The organism is Nocardia sp. AB354, from assembly GCF_049538315.1.
In the GTDB taxonomy this organism is placed as follows: domain Bacteria; phylum Actinomycetota; class Actinomycetes; order Mycobacteriales; family Mycobacteriaceae; genus Nocardia; species Nocardia nova.
Window position 1 is genome coordinate 56,947 of the sequence record NZ_JBMVFU010000032.1, and the last position, 24,625, is coordinate 81,571.

Genomic DNA, 24,625 nt, shown 5'->3' on the forward strand with positions numbered 1-24,625 from the left:
TGCCTCCTGTAATTTGCGGGACATTCGCACCCGGTCGGCGGCGCGAGCCGCTACGCGATGGTCGCTCACGCCGCCTCCTGTTTGTTGCCTTCGAAGGACCTGATCAGCAGGCCTTCCAACCGGCGGGTGATGTAGTAGAACTTCTCGACCGCGTCGTCGCTGCCGACATCGAGTACGTGCACCCACGCGACGCCGGCCACCCGATCCAGTTCCAGCACCATCGTGCCCGGAATCAGATTGAGCACGTCGGCGCACAGCACCATCACCAGATCCGAGTCGATCGCGAGTCGCACCCGCAGCACCCCCGAGACCGGCGCACCGGCGGGCCGCACCGCGAACCACGCGATCTGAAGACTGGATTCGATCGCGTAATAGGCGGTGAGTACGACCAATTCGATCAGTGGCAACACCCGCAGCCCGCCGTTGACCGGAACCCGGGGCAGCGGCAGCAGCACCATGATCAGGATGCCGACCACCAGCCCGGCGAGCAGATTGGCGACACTGGCATTACCCCACAGCGCGGTGTAGAGGACGGCCAGCCAGATCAGCACGCCGATGCGAACCAGTCGTTCCCGCGTCATCGGTTTCCTCCCGACTGCCACGTCTCCGGCGGGCCGAGCACGGTGCCCAGATATCGGTGCGGATCGTTGAGATCTTCGGCCGCGCGTTGGCAGATGCCCAGAATCGGCCCGGCGAATACCGTCAGCGCGAGCGCGACCACGATCAACGCCGCCGTCGGAGCCACCATCAGCCGGGGCATGCGGCCGGGGTCCACGCGGTCGTCGAACAGCACATCGGTGGACTCGTCGATCAGCGCCGAGGGGGCGGCATCGGCCAGTTCACCCTCCGGGGCCTGTACGCGCGGGCGCCAGAACGCTTTACTCCACACCCGCGCCATGACGTACAGCGTGAGCAGGCTGGTCGTCACCGCGCCGGCGATCAGCATCCAGGCCAGCACGCTCCCGTCGGCGGCGCCCGCCTGCAACAGCCGCACCTTGCCGATATATCCGGAAAACGGCGGAATACCACCGAGATTGAGCGCCGGAATGCCGAACAGCAGGGCCAGTGCCGGACTCGCTGCCAGCAATCCGCCCAATCGGCTCAGCGACGCCGACCCGGCCTGCCGCTCGATCAGGCCCACCACCAGGAACAGGGTGGTCTGGACCAGAATGTGGTGCACCACATAGAAAACCGTGCCGGTGGTGCCGCCGACCGAACCCAGCCCCACCCCGAACATCAGATAGCCGATATGGCTGACCAGGGTGAACGACAGCAGACGTTTGATATCGCTCTGCGCGATCGCACCCAGGATGCCGATCACCATGGTGAGCAGACCGCACACCAGCAGCACGTTGTCGAAGGTACCGGCCGGCAGCAGCAACGCGTGCACCCGGATGATGGCGTACACACCGACTTTCGTCAGCAGACCCGCGAAGACCGCGGTGACGGGTGCGGGGGCGGTCGGATACGAATCCGGCAACCAGTTCGACAGCGGGAACACCGCGGCCTTGATGCCGAACGCCACCAGCAGCACCGCGCAGATCGCACTGCGCACGCCCAGCGGCACCGTGCCCATCCGCACCGACATGTCGGCCAGATTCAGGGTGCCCGTCGCCGCGTACGCCAGTGCGATGCCGGTGAGGAAGATCAGCGACGACACCATCGACACCATCACATACGACACCCCGGCCCGGACCCGGTCGGCGCTCGCGCCCAGCGTGAGCAGGACGAACGACGCGGCCAGCAACACCTCGAATCCGACGAACAGATTGAACAGGTCACCGGCCAGGAAGGCGAGCGAAACACCCGCGCTCAGAATCAGATACGTCGGCTGGAAGATCGAGGTGGGCTGGCGTTCGGTGCCGTCGCTGATTCCCTGCCCGACCGCGAAGATCAACACCGCGAGCAGCACGATCGACGACACCAGCAGCATGCCCGCCGAGAGCCGGTCGACCACCAGCGTGATGCCGATCGGCGTCTCCCAGCGGCCGACCTGCACCGCGCCCATACCGTCGCGGTCGGCCAGATACAGCAGCACCCCGGAGATCGCGACCACCACCGTCAGCGCCGCGATCGAAATCGCCTGCTGCACGCGCGCTTTGCGACCGACGATCAGGGTCGCGGCCGCGGTGAGCAGCGGGACCAGCACCGGGAGCGGGCAAAGGGCGGGGAGCAGACCGGGGGACAGGCTCATTGTTCGGGATCCTCGCCCTCGCGCTGCGCGGCGACCTTCATGTCCTCGGGGTCGTCCTCGACCTGTTCCGTGGTGGTCAGCGCGAAGGCCCGATAGGCCAGGGCGAGAACGAATGCCGCCAAACCCATGGTGATGACGATCGAGGTGAGAATCATCGCCTGCGCGAGCGGATCGGCCGGGTCGTGATGGCGCCGGTCCGATTCGCCGAGGATCGGCGGCCGTCCATCCGGACCGCTCATGGTGAGGATCAGCAGGTTTACCGCATTGCCGAACAGGATCAGCCCCAGCAGCATCTTCGACACCGCGCGTTCGAGCACCAGATACACCCCGCAGGCGACCATTATCCCGATCAGGGCCAGCATGGTGATATTCGCGCTCATCGCATCCCTCCCTTCGTCGAAGACGTTGTGCCGTCCAGGAATTCGATATCGAGGCGGGCGCCGAGGCTGCGCAGCACGTCCAGGACCAGACCCACCACGATCAGGTACACGCCCAGGTCGAACAGCATCGCGGTGACGAATTTGACATGTCCGAGCACCGGCAGGGTGACCTCGATGATGGCCGAGGACAGCGGTGGCGCGCCCAGCAGCAGCGATCCGGTCGCGGTGCCCGCCGACAGCACCAGTCCGGCGCCCAGCACATGTCCGGCGTCGACCGGCAGCGCCTCGGCCAGCTCGTAGCGGCCGCCGGCGAGATAGCGCATGACCAGGGCCAATCCGGCGGTGAGACCGCCCGCGAAGCCGCCGCCCGGCGCATTGTGGCCGGCGAAGAAGAAATACGCCGACAGCACCATCATGGTCGGGAACAGCATCCGGGTGGTCATCGCCATCACCATCGACCGGTCCCGCGGGGCGACGAGCGGACTGGCGCGCAACCAGTAGGCCCGATCCGGGTCGGGGGTGTAGCCGGGGGCGTCGGAGACGCGCGGCAGGGTGCCGAACCGGCGGCTGCGGAACATCAGCGAGGCGACACCGGTGGCCGCGACCACCAGCACCGAGATCTCGCCGAGGGTGTCCCACGCCCGGATGTCGACGAGCAGCACGTTCACCGCGTTCTTCCCGCCGCCGAAACTGTATGCGGCGGGCGGGATTCGATGCCAGATCGGTTCGGTGCTGCGGGCCGCGGTGGCGAAGGCCGCCACGATCACCACCGCCGCTCCGACCGCCGCGGACAGGATGGCGCGGCGCACCTTCAGGGCGGCGGTGCGGCTGGGTTCGATCTCGGCGGAGAACTTCCGCAGCACCAGCACGAAGATCACCAACGTCAGTGTCTCGACCAGGAACTGGGTGAGGGCGAGATCCGGCGCGCCGTGCAGGGCGAAGATCACACCGCAGCCGTAGCCGGTGACCCCGACGAGCAGCACGCTGGCGAGGCGGTTGCGCATGATTGTGGCGCCCAGAGCCATCGCGGCCATCACCAACGCGATCACCAGCTGTAGTGAGGAATCCCACGCCCGCACGGAGATGCGCGAACGCGCGCCGATGAACAACAGGACCAACGGCAACGCCACGACCGTGATCAGGATCAGCCCCTGATTCAGCGGCAGCGAACCACGCTGGGTGGCACCGGTCATCCGCAGCGACAGCTGATCCATCGCGCGCAGTACGGCGTCGTAGACCCGGTCGGCGTTGCCGAGGCGCGGATTCACCGATTCGCCGATCCGGTCGCGGATCTCGAACAGCACCAGACCGCAGGCTATGGCGATCAGGGTGAGGGTGAGCGGGGTGCCCCAGCCGTGCCACAACCCCAGATGCGCCTCCAGCGGCCCGAGGGTGCGGGCGTAGGGCGAGAGCAGCCGGTCCATCCAGGGCGAGGCGAGACCCGCGGCCAGCGAGGCCACGGCCAGCACGGCCGGCGGCGCCACGAACAGCGCACTCGGGCGATGCCAGGGCGGCTCCGGCTCCGGCACACCCTCGGCGGCGCGTTTCGTACCGAACGCGCCCCAGACCATGCGCGCGCTGTAGCCGACGGTGAACATCGACCCGAGCACGATGCCGATCGCGACGGCGATCCGAACCGGTGGGCTCAGATTGCCCGCGTCGAGTTCGGCGGCGAAAGCGCTTTCCTTTCCGACGAATCCGAACAGCGGCGGAATCGCGGCCATGCTCAACGCGGCGAGCGCCGCGACCGCGCACAGGACCGGCGCGCGCCGCCCGATGCCGGAGAGCCGGCGCAGATCGCGGGTGTCGGCGCTGTGATCGACGATGCCGACCACCATGAACAGACATCCCTTGAACAGCGCGTGCGCGACCAGCAACGCCGCACCGGCCAGCGCCGCCTCCGGGGTGCCGGTGCCGACCAGGACCAGCAGGAATCCGAGCTGGCTCACGGTGCCGAAGGCGAGCACCAGTTTCAGGTCGTAGACCTGCAGCGATCGCAGACCGGCGAGCAGCATCGACAGGATGCCGAGGGTCAGCACGATCGGATGCCACACCGGTGCCTCGGACAGGCCCGGGGCGAGTCGCGCCACCAGGTAGATACCGGCCTTCACCATCGCGGCGGCGTGCAGATAGGCGCTCACCGGGGTGGGTGCGATCATCGCGCCGGGCAGCCAGAAGTGCAGTGGCACGATCGCCGATTTGCTCAACGCGCCGATCAGGATCAGCACCACCGCGACATTGGTCGACCAATCGTGCGGATCGGCCCGCGCCACCACATCGGAGAGCAGATAGCTGTCGCAGCGCTGCCCGAGCAGCACCAGGCCGACCAGCATCGCCAAGCCGCCCGCGGCCGTGACCAGCAGCGCCTGCAGCGCCGCGCGACGGCCGGTGCTCTGTTCGGCGTGATGGCCCACGAGCAGGAACGACAGCACCGTGGTGAGCTCCCAGAAGGTGAACAGCACCAGCATGTTGTCGCTGACGACGAGCCCGAACATGGCCCCGGCGAAGGCCACCAGATAGCCGGCGAAGATACCCAGGCGGGCTCGGTCGTCGTCGTCGAAATATTCGGCGCAATAGGCCAAAACCAGCGCGCCCACGCCCAGGACCAGCACCGACATGATGGAGGCGAGGCTGTCCAGACGCAGATCCAGATTCATGTGGATCTCCGGCGCCCAGGCGATCCGGACCTCGGCGTCGCTGTTCCAGTTCGCGATGACCCATACCAGCCCGGCCAGCGGCGCCAGGGCGATCGGGTAGAACCCGCGCCTTCCCCATACGCGCACAGCGAGCGGTGCGAGCAGGGCGGCACAAGCATGGGCTAGCAGGATGGCGAGCAAACGTCACTCCGTCGGTCGGCGGCGGGGTGGTGGCGCCCCGATCCTACTGCTGACTCCGGGCTTCAGTGGTCACGGCCGGATCCGGCGCGGTCCGGAGCGCGACCTTCCAGAGGCGATGGCTATATATCGGCTACCGATTCGGTGGTGGTCGGCTTGCGGTAATAGCGCAGGGCGAGCAGGCCCGCCGCGCAGACTGCGGTGATGCTCAATGCGGTCCAATAGGGCGCCGCCGAGCTCATCGTCGTGGCTGGGCACAGATACCACTGGCCGGGATCGGAGACGCATTGCGGCCGGCCGATGTGATCGCGCAGGGCGGTCACCACCGACGGGACGAAAATGATCGCCACACCGAGCACCCGGGTCGGGTTGTATCGCGGTGCGGCACTGCCGAAGCTGTAGCCGGCCACCGCTGCGAGCAGCCCGCTCAACACCGCCGCTTGCACGCCGCCGGTGATCCGATGCCCGGAGACCAGCGCGCAGTACAGCGCCATCGCCGCCAACGTCGCCATGGCGAGCATCGGCATCGGCCGCCGGAATCCCGCGACCAGCCCCAACGCGATCAACAACACCAGGGGAGCGACCGACCAGATCGGCAGCCGGGCCGGTATCAACGCTCCGCCCACCGCCGACAACGCGACGGCCAGCAAGATCAACACACCGTCGCGCCGCGGCAGCAGAAAGGCCGCCACTACGGCCGCGGTCACCGTCAGGGACGCGGCGAAGACGATATTCCCGGTGCTGCCGGAGTGCCGGGAAAGCCATTCCGCACCGAACACCCGACTGATCACGAAGACCAGTCCCGCGACGATCGGCGCCATGGGTAATTCGACCGAGCGGCGTTCCACCGTGTCCTGGTGGCGATTGACAATCATGCCCACGATCACGAGGACCAGTGTGATCACGATCAACCACAGCGGCGGCAGCGTGGTCGTCGACCAGCCCGGCGCGCCCATCACTCCGTTCTGCACTGTTCCCGTCGAGGTCGAACCGAGCTGGCCGAAGACCACAGCCGCCAGCGCGCCCAGGGTCCAGCCGAACACCTGCAGCCAGCCGCGCAGCACCGCGACCGCGATTCCGCCCAGCAGAATTCCGCCCGCCAGCGCCTCCAGATAATTCAGCGTGGCCGGCGCGATGCTCTGGTCGCCGCTCTCGGCCAGCAGATGAGCCAGCAGCATGGTCGCCACCCCGCACAGCGCCGTGCCCCAGGCGACCAGGGCATGGTTGACGGTGGTGGCGAAGACGGCCACGATCAGCGCCACGATGGCGCCCACGGCGATGGCCCGCGGCTGGCTGGCGGCGAGCATATCCAGTTGCAGCACCGAGGTCTGCGAGGCCCAGCGGAAGCCGTTGGGCAGCAGCAACGACAGCCCGGCGACCAGGGTGGCCAGGGCCGCCGTGATCATCTCCAGAACCGCGTGGTGCGTGCGCACCAGCCGAAAATACCTGCGAACCGGGTGGAACCGGGGCAGACCTGCCGGATCGGGCGCGCCGGTCGGAGGCGCGGTGAATCAGAGTGTCGCGCGCTTGCCGGCGTACTGCCGCAGCGCCTCGACCTGATCGGCGTCGAGGGAGGGCCGCACACTGCCGCGGGCCGCCGCCAGATCCGCGGCGCCGAGCGCGGCGGCATCCACATCGCGGCGCATCGCGGCCATCGCGGCCTCGCGCAGCAGTGCCGCGCAGTCGGCCGCCGAGTAGCCGTCCAGGTCGGCGGCCAGTGCGGCGAGGTCCACATCGTCGCTCAGCGGCACGGAACGGCTTGCGGTGCGCAGGATTTCGGCGCGGGCCGCGGCGTCCGGCGGCGGGACGAAGACCAGCCGCTCCAGCCGGCCCGGACGCAGCAGCGCGGGGTCGATCAATTCGGGCCGGTTGGTGGCGCCGACCACCACCACATCGCGCAGCGGTTCCACCCCGTCCAGTTCGGTGAGCAGCGCCGCGACCACCCGGTCGCCGACGCCGGAGTCCGTGCTCTGGCCGCGTCGCGGGGCGAGGGCGTCGATCTCGTCGAGGAAGATCAGCGAGGGAGCGGAATCGCGGGCTCGCTGGAACAGTTCGCGCACCGCGCGCTCGGAGGAGCCGACCCATTTGTCCATCAGTTCGGCGCCCTTGACCGTATGCACGCTGAGCTGCCCACTTCCGGCCAGCGCGCGCACCAGGAAGGTCTTACCGCATCCCGGCGGTCCGTACAGCAGCACTCCGCGCGGCGGGTCGATACCCAGGCGCGCGAACGAATCCGGATGCCGCAGCGGCCACAGCACCGCCTCGGTGAGCGCCTGTTTGGTCTCGGTCATATCGCCGACGTCGTCGAGGCTCAGGCTGCCGATCGCCAGTTCCTCCGTACCCGAACGCGAGAGCGGCCGGATCACCTCCAGCGCGCCGACCAGATCCGCCTGCATCAACTTCGGCTCGGCGTGATCGCGGCTGGCCCGCGAGGCCGCCCGCAGCGCCGCCTCCCGGCACAGCGCCGCGAGGTCTGAGACGACGAATCCCGGTGTGCGCGAGGCGATCTCGTCGAGATCGAGATCCTCGGTCGGTACCTTGCGCAGCAGTTGTTGCAGCAGTTCCGTGCGGACCGCGGCGGTCGGCAGCGTCAGCGCCACTTCGCGATCACAGAGATCCGGTGCCCGTAGCCGGCTGTCGACCGCGGTGGGATGAGAGGTGGTGGCCAGGAAGGCCACTCCGGCCGTGGCCACCGCGGCGCGCAGTTGATCGAGAATGAGCGTCGCCACGGGCTCCGGCTGCTCGGGAAGCAGGGCGTCGATATCGGTGATCAGCAGGACACCACCCGCGCCGGAGCAGACCTCCGAGACTGCGAGCCCCACCTCGCGCAACCGGGTGCCGCTCTCGGACGCGCCGACGGTCGGGCCGTCCAGTTCCACGATGCGCCGCGGTGTCGACACCGCGCGTGCCAGGGTGGCTTTGCCGGCGCCGGCGGGCCCGGTGATCAGCACGCCCAGATGCGGCGGGGCGCCGAGGGTCCGCAGGAGTTCCGGTTCGTCGAGCGCCAGGCTCAGCCATTCCGACAGTTTCGCCGCGGGCGCGCGCACCCCGGCCAGATCCGCCACCGGGACGGCCGAGGGACGCTCGCGCACCAGCATCCGGCTGCCGGGACGATTCGGCGCCAGCGCGCCCCGGGGATCGTGGGAGGCGTCCGCCGCCGGGGCCGCGGCGCCCCACACGACCGCGCTGTTGGGCTGCACGCTCACCGGGCCGCCGGTGGGATCGGTGGTGGTCACGGTCAGCAGTTCCGAGGTCCAGGCGATCGCGAAGGTGCGCGAGAGCGCTTGTGTCGCGGCGGCGGAGCTGGTGCCCGGCCCCAGATCGCGGGGCAGCAGCGACACCGCGTCACCGACGGTGACGACCTTGCCGAGCAGCGCCTGCCGCAGCGTGGATTCCGCGATCGCGCCCATCGCCGCGACCGAACCGGTCACCGAGATGTGCCGGGCCCCGTACACCGTCACCGGGGCCACGACCACCGCGCCGTCCTCGCGCACCCCGGCATTGGACAGCGTCACATCGTCGAGCAGGGCGATTCCGGCGGGTGTATCGGCGGGCGCCCGGCCGACCACCGCGGCCGTGCGCCGGGAGCCGATCACGCTGATTCCGTCCCACTCCCGCAATCCCAGGGCCGCGAGCGCCTCCGAATGCAAGCGGACCACGCCCCGGCGGGCGTCGGCGGCCGAGCGGTTGAGTCGGGCGGTCAGCGACAATTCAGGCACGTCTGCCATTGTGCCCGCGGCGCGGTAGCGGCCGTGTGGATCGAGCTCTCCCGCTCAGCGCCCGCCCGGCCTGCGCAACCGCAACCGCGCCGACGATTCGCGAATGCCCGGCGGCCGCCGCAGCCGCAGCCGCGCACCCTCGCCGATCGGCGGCATCCGCCGGGCCGCACGCCGCTGCGCACGGCGTTCGGCCGGTTTGTGATGCCAGGTCTCCGGCCGCGCCGCCACCCAGCGCTGCGAGCGCCACGCGAACGGGATGTGCACCAGATACAGCCCGATCAGCACCATCAGCAGGATCAGCGGATAGGTGACCAGGGCGGCCGCGGCCAGCGCGACCAGGACCAGCAACAGTGCGGCCGCCTGCGGCGCGACCGACACCGACTTCATCGCCAGCGTGGGGATCGTGCTGACCGCGAGCAGCGCCGCGAACACGGTCCACGCCGCCACCATCGGGAAGTTGTTCCACCATCCCTCGCCGAACTGGCTGTGCAGCGCGATCGGCAGCAGCGCGATCAACGCCGCCGCCGGCGCGGGAACGCCGGTGAAGTATTCGCGCTCCCAGTCGGGCCGGGTGTCGTCGTCCATGATCGTGTTGAACCGGGCCAGCCGCAGCACGATGCTCACCGCGTAGATCAGCGCGATGATCCAGCCCGCGCTGTCCTGGCGCAGGAAGGTCACGTACAGCACCAGGGCCGGTGCGACGCCGAAGGAGATGGCATCGGCCAGCGAATCCAGTTCGGCGCCGATCTTGGTGGTCGCCGACAGCATCCGAGCCAACCGGCCGTCGAGGGTGTCGAGGACGGCGGCCGCGCCGATCATCGCCAGGGCGATGTCGAGGGAGCCGTCGAGTGCGAATTTCACCGCCGACAGTCCGGCACACAGCGCCAGGATCGTCACGATGCTCGGCAGCAGGCGGATCGTGCGGCGGCGGCGACCCGGTTCGGTCACGGTGTTCTCGATCATGGCAGCAGTTCGGCCAGCACCGTTTCCGCGCCGATCGTGCGCTGTCCGGGCTCGACCAGCAGCCGGGTGCCGGCCGGGAAGTAGGTGTCGACCCGCGACCCGAACCGGATCAGACCGTAGGTCTCGCCGATGCTCAACGCGTCGCCGACCTTGGCGTCGCAGACGATGCGCCGTGCCAGCAGTCCGGCGATCTGGACGACCGTCACCAGCTGACCGGAGGCGGTCTCGAGCACCATGCTGTTGCGCTCGTTCACCGAACTGGCCTCCGGCAGATCCGCCGAGCGGAATTGACCACGCTGGTAGGCGATGGTGCGCACGGTGCCCGAAACCGGGGTGCGCTGCACGTGCACGTCGAGCACCGACAGGAAGATGCTCACTCGGGGCAGCGGGGTGTCGCCGAGGTTCAGCTCGGCCGGCGGCACCGCGGTGTCGACGAGTGCGATCTCACCGTCGGCCGGGGCGACGACGATATTCGCCCGATTCGGCGGCACGCGGTGCGGATGCCGGAAGAAGGCCGCCGAGGCCGCGGCCGCGGTCAGCCCGGTGCGGCGCAGCCAGCGACGGCGCCGCCCGCCGAGAACCGCCACCGCCAGCGGCGCGGCCACGAAGGGCAGGCCGGCGGGATGCAGCGGCGGAATCGCTGCTTTGACCAGGTCGGCGACATGACCGAGCCCGGTACGTTCGGGCGTACCGGGCGGGGTGGGGCGGCGGGCCACGGACTCCTCTTTCGTGCGCGGATGACATTCGGTCCGCAGAGCTTCCGCCGACCGCGTTCACACCTTACGGGACACGGCATCACCGTGGCGTGGTCCCGATCGGGCGTACTCGCCGCCGGATGCCGTCAGCGCGCGGCTTTGCGCCTCGTGGCCAGCCGCACCAGCCACAGCAGGATCACCGCTCCGCCCAGGCAGGTGAGGAAGCTGAAGAAGAAGCCGCCGCTGTGCACGTCGACGCCGAACAGCCGCAGGATGAAACCGCCGATCAGGCCGCCGATCACCCCCACGACGATATTGAGCAGGATGCCCTGCTGGGCGTCGGTGCCCATGATCTTGCTGGCGATCCAGCCCGCCAGGCCGCCGATGATGATCCAGCCGATGATTCCGAGACCGAGCATTGGTGTCCTCCAGGGAAACTCGTCGGAAATTGCCGTCGTCGCCTCGCCACGGTTCGGTATCGGAACCAGTCTGCGAGCCGGTTCTACACGAATCGATTGTGACAATACCCACCGTGGGGATTAGCATTCCTATTAATATGAGGGGGCCTCATGTCTACGCGCACGTAGCACTCGGACTCGTCGGGTCGAACCGTCGGTTCGCGAACGACGAGCGCGTCGGCCTCCGAGGCCCGATGAAGGAATGTTCGATAGCGGGTGGCGCCCGGACCGGGGCAGATTTCCGGTTCTCCGGCCCGCCGGCAGGTACATAGGAGATGCGCGATGGCTGCTCGACTCGCCCAAGTCACCGGGGTGGAGCACACGGCGATGCTCGGGCTCGGTGTGTACCGCCCCGCCCGGGTCGTGACCAATGAGGAAGTCGCCGGACCGATCGAATCCAGCGACGAATGGATTCGCACCCGCTCGGGCATCCGGACCCGGCGGTTCGCCTCCGAATCCGAGACCATCATCGCCATGAGCGCCGCCGCGGCGCGCGATGCCATGGCCGCCGCGGGGATCACCGCCGAGCAGGTCGACTGCGTCATCGTCGCGACCTCGACCTGGCTGCTGCTGACCCCGGCGGCCGCCCCGCAGATCGCCACCGAACTCGGGATGAACAATCCGGCCGCATTCGACATCTCCGCCGGGTGCGCGGGCTTCTGCCATGCGCTGGGCGTGGCCTCGGATCTGGTCAAGGGTGGCACAGCGGGCCACGTGCTGGTGATCGGCGTCGAGCGGCTCACGGACACGTTCAACCCGGCCGACCGCGGCACCGCCTTCCTGTTCGCCGACGGTGCGGGTGCCGTGATCGTCGGCCCGTCCGACGAGCCGGGCATCGGCCCCACCGTCTGGGGGTCGGACGGCGAACAGCATCACGCGATCCGCCAGGACAAGGACTGGATGGAGTTCTTCCGCGAGATCGACGAGAAGGGCACCGACGCGGTCCGCCCGTACCTGGCGATGGAGGGCACCGCGGTCTTCCGCTGGGCCGCCCATTCGCTGAAGAAGGTCTGCCTGGACGCGATCGAGCGGGCCGGCCTGACCCCCGGCGATATCGACGCGATGGTTCCGCACCAGGCCAACGGCCGCATCATCGAGATCATGGCGCGCGAGCTGAAGTTGTCGGCCAATTGCGCACTGGCCAACGACATCGAGGAGACCGGCAACACCTCGGCCGCCTCGGTTCCGCTGGCCATGGAGGCCATGCTGCGGTCGGGCGAGAGCAAGCCCGGTGCGGCGGCGTTGCTGGTCGCTTTCGGCGCGGGCCTGTCCTACGCGGCGCAGGTGGCGAAACTGCCGAACTGGCAGTAGCCGAATCGAACTGCGCGGGCGTCCGGCGGGCGCGCGTCAGCCCATGGTCCAGGTGACCGTCACCGTGAAGGTCACCGTCTGCCGACCGGGTTCCAAAGGTACGTCCGGAGTAGCGAATTGGGCCTTGGCCTGCGGCGGCGCCGATTCCCCGCTGCTGGTCTCGTTGATGGTCTTCACGTCCTTCAACTTCAGGCCCGACAGCACCGCGTACTGGTTGGCGCGCGCCTTGGCGTCGGCGAAGGCGCTGGCCCGGGCGTCGGCCAGCAGTTTCGAATTATCGTCGAGCGCGAACGACACGCCGCGGATGCGGGTGTCGTTCCCGCCGGCCCCGACCGCCGACGCCAATACGCCCGAGGCCTTGGACAGATCGCGAACCACGACGTGCACGGTGTTGGTCGCGGTGTACCCGGTGACGTTGTGGTCGGGGCCGTACTGCGGCTGCACCGACACATCGGTGGTCCGGATGTCCTCGCGTGTGGCGCCCGCGTTCACCATCGCATCGGTGATCGCCGCGGCCTTGCCGTTGGCGTTCGCGATGGCGGTGGACACGTCGGGCGCGGTCACTTCGACACCCACGTCGGCGTTCAGGGTGTCCGGCGCTCCCCGCACCTGACCGGTGCCGACCACCGTCACCTCGCGTGAGGTCCCCGAATCCGAACTGCCACAACCGCTCAGCAGCACGGTGGTTCCCACGAGTACCGCCAACACGCCCGTCATCCGTCGCATACCGGGCAAATTACGCGGTCGAACCCGCCTGTGGGGCCAAAGGCGCGCCGGGTCAGCGCTCGGCCGCGGCCTTGATCTTGCCGAGGGTTTCGTTCATCCCGGCGACCAGATCGGCCTCGAACTGCTGCTCGCCGCCGAGGAGCGCGTCGATCATCAACCGCACCGGTTTGCGCACCCCGTTCGGCACGTCGCGGCGCTCGGTCACCCGCGTGCCCGCCGCGGTGGGTTCAAGGGTGTAGCTCCACACCGTGCCGTTCTCGTTCATCCGGAACGCGAAGGCCTGATCGGGCTCGTAACGCACGATGCGTGAGGTGGTCGGGTAGTACTTGCGGCCGACCTTGTTGAAATTCACCGTCCACGTGCCGGCGCGCGGCGTGCCCAGCGGAATCATCTTCAACGTGGTGGGGCTGAATTCCGGCATCCGCCCGAGATCGGAGACGACCGCCCACACCTTGTCCGGCGTGGCGGCAATGTCGATGGTGGCTTCCAGGGTGTTCGGCAACGCTGCCTCCGAGATCGTGACGGGCGTGGTTATGACGGTCGGTAACGGTAATCCTAGACGTGGCAACCGGACACGCGACCCTGTGAGGGAGACCACTTTTCCATTGAAGATCAGCTAGGTCACATTCTGATGTGATCCGTTTCGCCGGCCGTAATAAACGACGCACAATGGCGGATAGGCAACTACGGCAGGCAACGAAGCATTCGACCGGAGCACACGCTGCTACGTCCCTGTGAGGTGATCGGCCGTGAACATTCGAACCATCCTCCATCGTCGGCAGGCGGAATCGGTTCCGTTACTTCCCGATTCGGAATCCGGGCCGTCGGTGGTCGTCCCCTTCCGCAATCACGGCCGGCGATCGCGCCGCAATCTGGCCGAGCGGGAGGAAAGGCTCGAGCGGCTGCTGACGCCGAGCGAACTCGATCTCGTCGAGCACCGCCTGGTGTGATCGATGTGGTGCCCGTAGCGAACATCCTCGGCAACTCGCCGCCGGGGCGCTCATACTTTTCGATGTGACTTCACCAGCTGCCGTCAAACCGGTAATTCTCAGTGTCGACGACGACCCCGGCGTCTCCCGGGCCGTCGTGCGCGACCTGCGGCGGCGATACGGAGCCGACTATCGCATCATGCGCGCGGAATCCGGTGCCTCGGCACTCGACGTCCTGCGCGAACTCAAATTGCGCGGCCAGCCGGTCGCGGTGCTGATCGCCGATTATCGAATGCCGGGTATGGACGGCATCCAATTCCTGGAGAACGCGATCGATCTGCACCCTTATGCGCGCCGGGTGCTGCTGACCGCATACGCGGACACCAATGCCGCCATCGACGCGATCAATGTGGTCGATCTCGACCACTATCTGCTCAAACCCTGGGACCCGCCGGAAGAGAAGCTGTATCCGGTGGTCGACGCGCTGCTGGAATCGTGGCGCGGTGACGACCGCCGCCCGGTGCACGAGACGAAGGTGATCGGGCACCGCTGGTCGGCGCGCAGTTCCGAGGTGCGGGAATTCCTGGCCCGAAATCAGCTGCCGTACAGGTGGTACCTCGCCGACGATCCCGAGGGGCAACGCCTGCTCGAGGCCGCCGGCGCCGATGCCGAGCAGTGCCCTGTGGTGATCGATCCGAGCGGCAATGTGCTGCTGTCCCCGTCGGACAGCGAACTCGCCGGCTGCGTCGGCCTGAGCACGAATCCGAGTGGTGAGTTCTACGACTTGATCGTGGTCGGCGGCGGCCCCGCCGGACTCGGCGCGGCCGTGTACGGCGCCTCCGAGGGGCTGCGCACCGTCCTGGTCGAGCGGACCGCCACCGGCGGGCAGGCCGGGCAGAGCTCCCGGATCGAGAATTATCTGGGCTTCCCGGACGGGCTTTCGGGCGCCCAGCTGGCCGATCGGGCGCGGCGCCAGGCGGTGAAATTCGGCGCCGAACTCATCACCGCCCGCGAGGTGGTCGGGCTGGAGGCGTGCGGTTCCGCGCGGCGGGTGCTCTTCTCCGACGGCTCCTGCGTGAGCGCCCACTCGGTGCTCATCGCCACCGGCGTCAACTACCGGCACCACCCCGCGCCCGGCGTCGACGATTTCACCGGTCGCGGCGTCTACTACGGCTCGGCGATGACCGAGGCGGCCGACTGCGCCGAACGCGAGGTCTACATCGTCGGCGGGGCGAATTCGGCCGGCCAGGCCGCGGTCTTCCTGTCCCGGCACGCCTGCACGGTGCACATCCTGGTGCGCGGCAGTTCGCTGGACCAGTCGATGTCGCACTATCTGATCCAGCAGATCGAGGCCGTGCCGAATATCAAGGTGCACACCAACACCGAGGTGGTGGCCGCCGACGGCAGCGATCACCTGGAACGAATCGTGTTGCGCAACAACGCGACCGGCGCCGAGGACAAGGTCGACGCCGAACGGCTGTTCCTGTTCATCGGCGCGGCGCCCGAAACGGACTGGCTGGACGGACTCGTCGTCCGCGACGAATCCGGCTACGTCCTGGCCGGACCGGATCTGATGGTCGACGGTTCCCGGCCGCCGGGCTGGGAACTGCCCCGCCCGCCCCATCATCTCGAAACCAGCATCCCGGGCGTCTTCGTCGCCGGCGATGTGCGCTCCGAATCGGCGAAGCGGGTCGCGTCCGCGGTCGGCGAGGGTGCGATGGCGGTCATGCTGGTCCACCGATACCTCGCGAAACAATAGGAGGCGCACGTGAGCGACGACAACCGCACGGTCACCGGCTCCCGGACCCTGTGCGATCCCGCGGAATTGCGCACCCTGTTCCTGTTCGAGAAGCTCGACGACGAGCAGCTGGCCTGGCTCTGCCGGGAGGGCCGGGTCGAATACTTCGAGCCGGGCCCGGTCTACCGCGAGGGCGAGCCCGCGACCTGCTTCTACGTCCTGATGGACGGCGAGGTCGTGCTGTCGAAACTGTCGGCCGGCGAGGATCTCGAACTCGTCCGCACCGACCACCGCGGCTCGTACGCCGGCGCGTGGACCGCGTATATGGGTGAGCGGGCCGACCAGAACTACACCGGCTCGCTGACGGTGACGAAACCGTCGAAGTTCTTCGTCCTGGACGCGGACACCTTCGCGCGGATGATGCGGGAATGGTTCCCGATGGCCCTGCATCTGCTGGAGGGCGTGTTCTTCGGCAATCGCAACACCAACGAGATCATCGGCCGGCGGGAACGACTGCTGGCGCTGGGCTCGCTGTCGGCCGGTCTCACCCACGAGCTGAACAATCCCGCGGCGGCCGCGGTGCGGGCCACCTCCTCGCTGCGGGATCGGGTCGCTGGGATGCGGCACAAGCTGAAGATGATGGCGCACGGCAAGTTCGACTCCGCCGCGCTCGAGGCGCTGGTGCAGCTTCAGGAGGAGGCCGCCACCCAGGTGGCCAAGGCGCCGACCCTCACCGCGATGGAGGCCGCCGACCGCGAGGACGAACTCGGTGACTGGCTCGCCGATCACGGCATCGCCAACGGCTGGGATCTGGCCCCGAACTTCGTTCAGGCCGGCTTCGACATCGACTGGCTGGAGAAGGTCGCGGGCACTCTCGAACACTGCGACGACGGAGTCTTCGAGGGCGCGATCCGCTGGCTGAACTACACCGTCGAAACCGAATTGCTGATGAACGAGATCACCGATTCGACCGGGCGCATCTCCTCGCTCGTCCATGCGGCCAAGCAGTATTCGCAGATGGACCGGGCTCCGTTCCAGGTGGTCGACATCCACGAGCTGCTCGACAGCACGCTGGTGATGCTGGCCCGCAAGATCGGCGACGACATCTCGGTCGTCAAGGAGTACGACCGCGCGCTGCCCGAGGTCCCTTGCTACGCAGCGGAATTGAACCAGGTGTGGACCAACCTCATCGACAACGCGGTGGCGGCGATGAACGGGTCCGGCACGCTGACGGTTCGTACCTATCGGGAAAACGACTGTGCCGCAGTGGAGATCGGCGATACCGGGCCGGGTGTCCCGGAGGCGTTGCGGGACAGGATCTTCGAGCCCTTCTTCACCACGAAACCGGTCGGTGAAGGCACCGGACTCGGCCTCGACATCTCGTTCCGCATCGTGGTGAACAAACACGGCGGCGATATCCGGGTGGAGTCCACGCCGGGTGACACCCGATTCATCGTGCGGTTGCCGCTGGAGGCGGTCTCCGGACGCGGTTCGGCCGCCGCCGGGGCCGAATCGTAAGGGCGGCAATTCGATCCGGTCCCCGCCGCGAGGCGGGGGTTTTCAACGGCCGATGTGGCCGGTACGCTGCGAGCCGCGCCGGAGGCATCCGGCGCGCGCCGGAGGAGATTCGGCGTTGCCGGACCACTCGGGGGTTACGCACGAGATGAAACGACTGACCGTGACGGCCGTCGCGCTGGGCGCACTGACCATCGGCCTCACCGGCTGCGGCGGCGACCATGCGTCCAGCGATGCCAACGGCCTGCGCAGAAACGGCTCGGCCGTCGCGACCTCGGCCCCGGCCCCCGCCTCGTCCACCGCCCCCGCGCCGGCGACGCCCACCGAGGCGCCCGGCACCACCGCGCATCCGGAGAACTCGGGACTGGGCCCGGCCTCGCAGACCACCTGCGGCGAGTTCCGCAAACTCGATATCGAGGGTGAAAAGTCCCTGATGGACCGCATTTTGGCGGAGAACCCCGGCTCGAAGTTCGACGGCAGCCCGAATGTGGCGCTGGGGACCGCGAAACTGGTGTGCCTGTCCAAGAGTGAGGCCGACAAGCCCGTCGCGGTCGCCATCGGGATGGTCACGGAATAGCTCCGGGCCCGGCCTGTGCTGGGCCCGCCGCCGCCGACCAGCGAGCCCGGCTGTCCCACATCACCTGGCCGAAACGCGACCCTGGGGCCGACGGCGAGTAGTCTCGCCCTCGATCACCGGGCCGGCATTGGAGGGCGGAGCGGATGGACGATACGGGTCTGGCCGAATTCCAACGCCATCGTTCCCGCCTGTTCGCACTCGCCTATCGCATGCTCGGCTCGGCGAGCGAGGCCGAAGACGCCGTCCAGGAGACCTATCTGCGCTGGGAGGCCACCGAGCGCGCCGACATTCGGTCCGCCGAGGCCTGGCTGACCACGGTCGTGGTGAATCTGTGCCGGAGCTGGCTGGAGTCGGCGCGCACACGCCGCGAAACCTATGTCGGCCCCTGGCTGCCGGAACCGGTGCCGACCGGCGGGGGCGAGCTCGGTCCGATGGAATCCGCCGAGCAGCGCGAACTCGTCTCGCTGGCGATGCTGACGCTACTGGAACGGTTGTCGCCCGCCGAACGCGCCGTTTTCGTGCTGCGCGAGGCCTTCGGTTACGCCCATCGCGAGATCGCCGACATGCTCGAGCTGTCGGAGGCGAATTCGCAGCAGCTCTACCGCCGTGCCCGCATGCACGTCCGCAGTGAACACACCCGGTTCGACGCCGAACCCGCCCGCGCCCGGGAACTGTTCCAGCGCTTCCTCGTGGCCGCCCGGGCCGGCGATATCGCTGCGCTGGAACAGATGTTCACCGCCGATATCGTCTCGGTCGCCGACGGTGGCGGCAAGATGAGCGCGGCCCGCCGGCCCGTGGTCGGGGCGGCCCGGGTGGCGCGCTATCTGGCCGGGCTGTTCCACCGCGAGGTCGAGGACCTCGAACTGAGCATCGAGGAGGTCAACGGCGCACCGGCCGCCGTGGCCCGGGTCCACGGTGACCTGCTGTTGATCGGGGCGGCCGACGTGGACGGTGAGCGGATCTCGGCGATCCGGATCCTGGTGAATCCCGACAAACTCGCGTACTTCGGTCGCTTCCCGGCGCCGGCGGAGGCCGATCGCCTCGGGTAGTGATGCGGAACACAGCAGCTCGTTGTCAGGGATCGGCGAGCTGTCCGGTCTGAAGGGTGTCGGCCTCGAAAAGGAGTCACCCATGAATGCACATCACACCGCATCCCACCGAATCCTCGTGCTGGGCGCCGGCTACGCCGGCCTGGCCGCGGCGGGCAGACTCTGCAAATCCCGCGGCGCGCAGATCACGGTCGTGGACAGCCGTGCGGAAATGGTCGAGCGCGTGCGGCTACATCAGCTCGCCGCCGGGCAGACAATCGCGCGCCGGGATCTGCGGACCATGCTGGAACGCAAGGGCGCCCATTTCGTCCGTGGCCGGGTTACCGCGATAGATACTGCGGCACAAGAGGTTTCGATGTCCGATGGATCGGTGCTGGGGTACGACACGCTGGTGTACACCCTCGGCAGCGCCGCGGATACCGACAGCGTTGCGGGCGTGCGGGATCACGCCCATCCGATCGCGACACTCGAGAACATCGCCGCGCTGCCACCGCTGCGTGGTCGTGTCGCGGTGGTCGGCGGCGGTGCGACCGGCATCGAGACCGCGGCCGAACTCGCCGAATCACATCCGGAACTGTCGGTGGCGCTGGTGAGTTCGGAACAGCCGGGCTATTGGCTCTCCGATCGCGCGCGGCGGCATATCGCCGCCACCCTGGAGCGGCTCGGCGTCGACGTGCACGCGGGCGCCAAGGTCGTCGAGGTCGCGGCGGACGGCGTGCGGCTCGCCGACGGTGGCCACGTCGACGCCGAAACGGTTTTGTGGACAACGGGTTTCACCACCAGCGACCTCGCCGCCCGCGCCGGGCTGGCGGTCGATGCGCGCGGTCGCGTCCTGGTGGATGCCACGCTGCGCACCTCCGACCCGCATATCTACGCCGCGGGCGATTGCGCCGCGATCACCGGACCGGGCGGCCGCGAACTGCGGATGGCCTGTGCGACGGCGCTGCCGACCGGATCCCATGCCGCGCGGTCGGCGCTCGCCCGGATGCGCGGCGCGGAGCCGGACGATCTGCGTTTCCGCTACGTCCTGCAGTGCATCAGTCTCGGGCGCCGCGACGCGGTCGTGCAGTTCGTCCGCGCCGACGACGCTCCGACGCCGCGTGCCCTGACCGGTCGTCCGGCCGCGGTGGTGAAGGAGATGATCGTGCGCGGCGCGGCGGTGCAGGCGCGTCCCTGAATTGTCGTCAACCAATGGTTGACTGACATGTGGCAGTCAACCTAGCGTTGACGTATGACCGAACGTATCCGCCTCGACGATCTGATCGAAGGCATCAAACGCGCCCGGCCCGACGACGTCCTGGAACAACTGTCCGACGCCATCGTGGTCGCCGAACATATGAGCGAGGTGGCCGATCATCTGATCGGCCACTTCGTCGACCAGGCCCGCCGCTCGGGCGCCTCCTGGACCGATATCGGCCAGAGCATGGGCGTTTCCAAACAAGCCGCGCAGAAGCGTTTCGTGCCGAAACCGGGTGATCCCGCGATGGATCCGAATGCCGGGTTCGCGCGCTTCACGCCCCGCGCGCGCAATGCGGTGATGGCGTCCATGGAGGAGGCTCGGCGCGCGGGCAACGCGGAGATCCAGCCCGAACATCTGGTGCTCGGACTGCTCAGTGAACCGGGCGCGCTGGCCGCACACGCCATCGTCGCCAAGGGAGTCTCGCTGGACGCGGTGCGCCGGGTGGCGACAGTGGCGCTGCCGGCGGCGGTGGACGAGGTTCCCGCCCTCATCCCGTACACCGCGAGCGCCCGCAAGACGCTGGAGCTGACCTTCCGCGAGGCGCTTCGGCTCGGCCACAACTACATCGGCACCGAACACCTCCTGCTCGCGCTGCTCGAGCAGGAGGACGGCAGCGGCGTGCTGTCGGGACTGGGCTTGACCAAGACTGATATCGAACGCGATCTAGTCGCCCAGCTCGCCCAGTTCATGCCGCCGAATCCGGTGGATGCGCCCCAGCCGCCGGCCGCGCCGGCTCCGCCCGCGCAGCCCGCTCCGCCGCAGCCGCCGGCCCCGCCGAGTGCCTGATCGATGCTCGCCGGCGTCCCGATCCGGCACGGCGCGGCCGTCGTCGCGATATCCGGCCCGGCGCGACTCGCCGCGTCGCGGCCCGGAATGCGCCTCCCGAATCCGCAGAGTCCGTGCCCGATTCCGCGGTGGCCACGCCGTGCCCGCTCACTCATCGATACGGCTGTGAAGTTGTGGGGCTGATGAGGTGATCGGTGGTCCGGATACGATATTGCTATGGCGGATGGATCGGATTCCGACCTGATCGCGGGGGAACTACGCGCAGACCTGCTGCGCGCGCTGTCCTATGTCGAAACCGAGGACGGCCCGGACGGCAGCTACATCGTCAACGGCGATCTGCCGCCCGAGGTGGCGCCTCCGTTCATCCGGGCGATCATGCGAATCGAGGCGGAACTGCTGCTTCACGACGCCGAGCAGGTGACCGTGGAACGCGGCGAACCGCGCAGTCCGGAGGAGCGCCGCACCGACGCCTTCGTCGCCCTGGCGCTGCGGGTCACCGACGATACGTGAGCGTGCCCGCCCGGATATCGCACCGTGCAGCCGATATCGCCGATTGCGAACGGTGCGGCTATCGGGTCCGTAACCTTGCACTCGGTACCGTCGAGTGCTAGAAAGGTCCTGGCACTCTCGACCAGTGAGTGCTAGGTCGGGCAGGTGAGACCGGGTTCCCAGACACCCTCGGTCGTCCGTCGCGGGCACCGTACCTGGCCAGCGTAATGGGGCGATCCAACCTGCGGTCGCTCTGTGTGTCAGCCCCATATACATGTGGAGGATCTCAACGCAATGGCCAAGACAATTGCGTACGACGAAGAGGCCCGTCGCGGTCTCGAGCGGGGACTGAACAGCCTCGCCGACGCGGTCAAGGTGACGCTGGGCCCCAAGGGTCGCAACGTTGTCCTGGAGAAGAAGTGGGGCGCCCCCACGATCACCAACGATGGTGTGTCCATCGCCAAGGAGATCGAGCTGGAGGACCCCTACGAGAAGATCGGCGCCGAGCTGGTCAAAGAGGTCGCCAAGAAGACCGACGATGTCGCCGGTGACGGCACCACCACCGCTACCGTGCTCGCCCAGGCGCTGGTGCGCGAGGGCCTGCGCAACGTCGCGGCCGGTGCGAACCCGCTGGGCCTGAAGCGCGGCATCGAGAAGGCCGTCGAGGCCGTCACCGCCAAGCTGCTCGACACCGCCAAGGAGGTCGAGACCAAGGAGCAGATCGCTGCCACCGCGGCCATCTCCGCCGGCGACGCGTCCATCGGTGAGCTGATCGCCGAGGCCATGGACAAGGTCGGCAAGGAAGGCGTCATCACCGTCGAGGAGAGCAACACCTTCGGCCTCCAGCTGGAGCTGACCGAGGGTATGCGCTTCGACAAGGGCTACATCTCGGGCTACTTCGTCACCGACGCCGAGCGTCAGGAAGCGGTCCTCGAGGACCCCTACATCCTGCTGGTCGGTTCCAAGGTGTCGACCGTCAAGGACCTGCTGCCGCTGCTGGAGAAGGTCATCCAGGCCGGTAAGCCGCTGCTGATCATTGCCGAGGACGTCGAGGGCGAGGCCCTGTCGACCCTGGTCGTGAACAAGATCCGCGGCACCTTCAAGTCCGTCGCCGTCAAGGCCCCGGGCTTCGGCGACCGCCGCAAGGCGCAGCTGGCCGACATCGCCATCCTCACCGGTGGCGAGGTCATCAGCGAAGAGGTCGGCCTGAACCTGGAGACCGCCACCGTCGACCTGCTGGGCACCGCCCGCAAGGTCGTGGTGACCAAGGACGAGACCACCATCGTCGACGGTGCCGGTGATGCCGACGCCATCGCGGGTCGCGTCGCCCAGATCCGCACCGAGATCGAGAACTCGGATTCGGACTACGACCGCGAGAAGCTGCAGGAGCGCCTGGCCAAGCTGGCCGGCGGTGTTGCGGTGATCAAGGCCGGCGCCGCCACCGAGGTGGAGCTCAAGGAGCGCAAGCACCGCATCGAGGACGCGGTGCGCAACGCCAAGGCCGCCGTCGAAGAGGGCATCGTCCCCGGTGGTGGTGTGGCGCTGCTGCAGGCCGGCCCGGCGCTGGACGACCTGAAGCTGACCGGTGACGAGGCCACCGGCGCGAACATCGTGAAGGTGGCGCTGGCCGCGCCGCTGAAGCAGATCGCCTTCAACGCCGGCCTCGAGCCCGGCGTGGTCGCCGAGAAGGTCGCCAACCTGCCGACCGGCCAGGGCCTCAACGCCGACTCCGGCGAGTACGAGGACCTGCTGGCCGCCGGTGTCGCCGACCCGGTCAAGGTCACCCGTTCGGCGCTGCAGAACGCCGCGTCGATCGCCGCGCTGTTCCTCACCACCGAGGCCGTCGTGGCCGACAAGCCGGAGAAGGCCGCCGCTCCCGTCGGCGACCCGACCGGTGGCATGGGCGGCATGGACTTCTGAGTCCTGCCTTCCGGCAACACCTTTCGAACCGGTAGCCGGTCCGCCTTCGGGCGGGCCGGCTACCGGCGTTTCGGCGGTACGAACGTCTGCGTCGACTGTCGAATGTAGCGGTTATCGGTCATATTTCCCCTAACTTGCAGTCTCGCAAGGGCTTTCGGGACACCCGGCCTGGACAACACCGGTTGTGGAACGCATTCTTTTCGGTTGGCTTCATCCGGAAGCCTTCGATAGGGGAAAACACCATGTTGTCGATGGGCAAGCTTGCCCTGGGATTCGTCGCGACCACCGCGACGGCCTTCGTCGTCGCGGGAACCGGTTCGGCGGCGGCGGAGCGGGGGCCGGACGGCCACCTGTACGGCGCGTTCGCCATCTCCTACGAAATGGACGACGGCTGGCACATCGGAAGTGTCGTCAACGCGCCCGATCAGGACACGGCCGACCGGGATGCGGTGGACGTGTGCGGGTCGAAGGGGGCTCCCGGTTGCGCGACCATCCTTCGCTTCGTCGACGGGTGTGGGGCGGTCGCCAGGCGTGACGACGTTCATACCGTCGGAACCGGTGCCACCCTGCAGGAGGCCGAGCGCAACGCCATCGCGGCGCTGGGCCCGGATCGCCCGCCGACCCTGAGTTCGGACGGTTCGGGTCCCGCCGTCATCAGCGCGTCGCGCTGCAACGGCTGACCCGCAGCCGAAATCTCGCGTATCCCCGAGACGCGTATCGCGAATAGCGATCGGAAGCCGGTCCCGCACCCACTGCGGGCCGGCTTCCGGCATTTCGCGGCGGGCTTCGGCCGACGGTCGGAATTTCTCGCCGGGCGCCGATGTCGTGAATGGTGTTGCGAGCGCATCCGATGTGCGTCGTCAGGCCGGATGACCAGGCGATTTGACTTCGAATGCGGTTGGCACGTAACTTATTCCAGGTCAGAGCGACACGGACACCGACCCGGAGCCGAGAGGCCCGGGACAACGAGGTCGGACGAGGAGCGCCTGACAATCACACTGGTTCGGTAAGAGGGACCCCGATTTGGTCGGGAACTTCTGGCTGAGCTAAGCTGTAAAAGTTGCCCAACCGATCGACCGGGAAGAATCCCGCGAGATTGCTG

22 protein-coding genes are annotated in these 24,625 nt (G+C 68.3%); 11 read left to right on the forward strand and 11 right to left on the reverse strand.

What is annotated here, in order from left to right; genetic code table 11:
• Nucleotides 1-65: 65 nt before the first annotated feature.
• The 9 genes from ACPCUW_RS31605 to ACPCUW_RS31645 all read right to left on the reverse strand — a co-directional run bounded on the left by ACPCUW_RS31605 (nt 66) and on the right by ACPCUW_RS31645 (nt 11,204).
• Nucleotides 66-581 carry a Na+/H+ antiporter subunit E gene (locus ACPCUW_RS31605; protein WP_030516577.1) on the reverse strand — a complete coding sequence of 172 codons (516 nt, stop codon included), beginning with the start codon at nt 579-581 and terminating at the stop codon, nt 66-68.
• The gene (locus tag ACPCUW_RS31610) at nt 578-2,194 is read right to left on the reverse strand and encodes a Na+/H+ antiporter subunit D (RefSeq protein WP_423428880.1); all 1,617 of its coding nucleotides are present in this window, start codon (nt 2,192-2,194) and stop codon (nt 578-580) included. The genes ACPCUW_RS31605 and ACPCUW_RS31610 overlap by 4 nt, the downstream gene beginning before the upstream one ends.
• Complete coding sequence (locus tag ACPCUW_RS31615) at nt 2,191-2,574, reverse strand: Na(+)/H(+) antiporter subunit C (RefSeq protein WP_423428882.1); 384 nt, start codon at nt 2,572-2,574, stop codon at nt 2,191-2,193. The genes ACPCUW_RS31610 and ACPCUW_RS31615 overlap by 4 nt, the downstream gene beginning before the upstream one ends.
• Nucleotides 2,571-5,411 (reverse strand): Na+/H+ antiporter subunit A, encoded by a 2,841-nt coding sequence (locus ACPCUW_RS31620; RefSeq protein ID WP_423428884.1) that lies wholly within the window; start codon nt 5,409-5,411, stop codon nt 2,571-2,573. Before ACPCUW_RS31620 ends, ACPCUW_RS31615 begins: the two co-directional genes overlap by 4 nt.
• 119 nt (nt 5,412-5,530) lie before the next feature.
• On the reverse strand, nt 5,531-6,841 hold the full coding sequence (locus tag ACPCUW_RS31625; protein WP_423428885.1) for a hypothetical protein: 1,311 nt from the start codon (nt 6,839-6,841) through the stop codon (nt 5,531-5,533).
• 78 nt (nt 6,842-6,919) lie between these two features.
• A complete protein-coding gene (locus ACPCUW_RS31630; RefSeq protein WP_423428886.1) occupies nt 6,920-9,127 on the reverse strand; it encodes an AAA family ATPase in 2,208 nt (735 codons plus the stop codon).
• Nucleotides 9,128-9,181: 54 nt separating this feature from the next.
• Nucleotides 9,182-10,090, reverse strand: a complete 909-nt coding sequence (locus ACPCUW_RS31635) for a CDP-alcohol phosphatidyltransferase family protein (RefSeq protein ID WP_063015221.1) — start codon at nt 10,088-10,090, stop codon at nt 9,182-9,184.
• Nucleotides 10,087-10,806, reverse strand: a complete 720-nt coding sequence (locus ACPCUW_RS31640; RefSeq protein ID WP_030516570.1) for a phosphatidylserine decarboxylase — start codon at nt 10,804-10,806, stop codon at nt 10,087-10,089. Before ACPCUW_RS31640 ends, ACPCUW_RS31635 begins: the two co-directional genes overlap by 4 nt.
• A 125-nt stretch (nt 10,807-10,931) precedes the next feature.
• Entirely contained in the window at nt 10,932-11,204 is a 273-nt protein-coding gene (locus tag ACPCUW_RS31645; protein ID WP_423428887.1) for a GlsB/YeaQ/YmgE family stress response membrane protein, read from the reverse strand.
• A 321-nt stretch (nt 11,205-11,525) separates the two neighbouring features.
• On the opposite strand from ACPCUW_RS31645, the gene ACPCUW_RS31650 reads away from it, so the two are divergent.
• A complete protein-coding gene (locus ACPCUW_RS31650) occupies nt 11,526-12,554 on the forward strand; it encodes a beta-ketoacyl-ACP synthase III (RefSeq protein WP_063015220.1) in 1,029 nt (342 codons plus the stop codon).
• A 36-nt stretch (nt 12,555-12,590) separates the two neighbouring features.
• Here ACPCUW_RS31650 and ACPCUW_RS31655 read toward each other — a convergent pair whose 3' ends face one another.
• Both ACPCUW_RS31655 and ACPCUW_RS31660 read right to left on the reverse strand, forming a co-directional pair.
• Entirely contained in the window at nt 12,591-13,280 is a 690-nt protein-coding gene (locus ACPCUW_RS31655; protein WP_423428889.1) for an SIMPL domain-containing protein, read from the reverse strand.
• Between the two features lie 52 nt (nt 13,281-13,332).
• Nucleotides 13,333-13,782: an SRPBCC family protein gene (locus ACPCUW_RS31660; protein ID WP_030516566.1), complete on the reverse strand. Its 450-nt coding sequence runs from the start codon at nt 13,780-13,782 to the stop codon at nt 13,333-13,335.
• Nucleotides 13,783-14,029: 247 nt separating this feature from the next.
• Between ACPCUW_RS31660 and ACPCUW_RS31665 the strand changes: the two genes are divergently transcribed.
• From ACPCUW_RS31665 to ACPCUW_RS31710, 10 genes are all read left to right on the forward strand, one after another.
• Nucleotides 14,030-14,230 carry a hypothetical protein gene (locus ACPCUW_RS31665; RefSeq protein WP_064903485.1) on the forward strand — a complete coding sequence of 67 codons (201 nt, stop codon included), beginning with the start codon at nt 14,030-14,032 and terminating at the stop codon, nt 14,228-14,230.
• Nucleotides 14,231-14,294: 64 nt separating this feature from the next.
• Nucleotides 14,295-15,968: an FAD-dependent oxidoreductase gene (locus ACPCUW_RS31670; RefSeq protein WP_063015217.1), complete on the forward strand. Its 1,674-nt coding sequence runs from the start codon at nt 14,295-14,297 to the stop codon at nt 15,966-15,968.
• Between the two features lie 9 nt (nt 15,969-15,977).
• Complete coding sequence (locus ACPCUW_RS31675; RefSeq protein ID WP_423428891.1) at nt 15,978-17,465, forward strand: ATP-binding protein; 1,488 nt, start codon at nt 15,978-15,980, stop codon at nt 17,463-17,465.
• A 145-nt stretch (nt 17,466-17,610) separates the two neighbouring features.
• Nucleotides 17,611-18,039: a hypothetical protein gene (locus ACPCUW_RS31680; RefSeq protein ID WP_104364604.1), complete on the forward strand. Its 429-nt coding sequence runs from the start codon at nt 17,611-17,613 to the stop codon at nt 18,037-18,039.
• 143 nt (nt 18,040-18,182) lie between these two features.
• Nucleotides 18,183-19,088, forward strand: coding sequence for an RNA polymerase sigma-70 factor (locus tag ACPCUW_RS31685; RefSeq protein ID WP_063015214.1), 906 nt, complete (start codon nt 18,183-18,185; stop codon nt 19,086-19,088).
• A gap of 82 nt (nt 19,089-19,170) precedes the next feature.
• Nucleotides 19,171-20,265: an NAD(P)/FAD-dependent oxidoreductase gene (locus tag ACPCUW_RS31690; RefSeq protein WP_423428892.1), complete on the forward strand. Its 1,095-nt coding sequence runs from the start codon at nt 19,171-19,173 to the stop codon at nt 20,263-20,265.
• Nucleotides 20,266-20,319: 54 nt separating this feature from the next.
• Entirely contained in the window at nt 20,320-21,114 is a 795-nt protein-coding gene (locus ACPCUW_RS31695; protein WP_423428894.1) for a Clp protease N-terminal domain-containing protein, read from the forward strand.
• A gap of 216 nt (nt 21,115-21,330) precedes the next feature.
• Nucleotides 21,331-21,624, forward strand: a complete 294-nt coding sequence (locus tag ACPCUW_RS31700) for a hypothetical protein (protein ID WP_030516558.1) — start codon at nt 21,331-21,333, stop codon at nt 21,622-21,624.
• A gap of 273 nt (nt 21,625-21,897) precedes the next feature.
• Entirely contained in the window at nt 21,898-23,523 is a 1,626-nt protein-coding gene (gene groL, locus ACPCUW_RS31705) for a chaperonin GroEL (protein ID WP_036506233.1), read from the forward strand.
• Nucleotides 23,524-23,774: 251 nt separating this feature from the next.
• Entirely contained in the window at nt 23,775-24,203 is a 429-nt protein-coding gene (locus ACPCUW_RS31710; RefSeq protein WP_169812494.1) for a DUF4189 domain-containing protein, read from the forward strand.
• Nucleotides 24,204-24,625 lie beyond the last annotated feature (422 nt).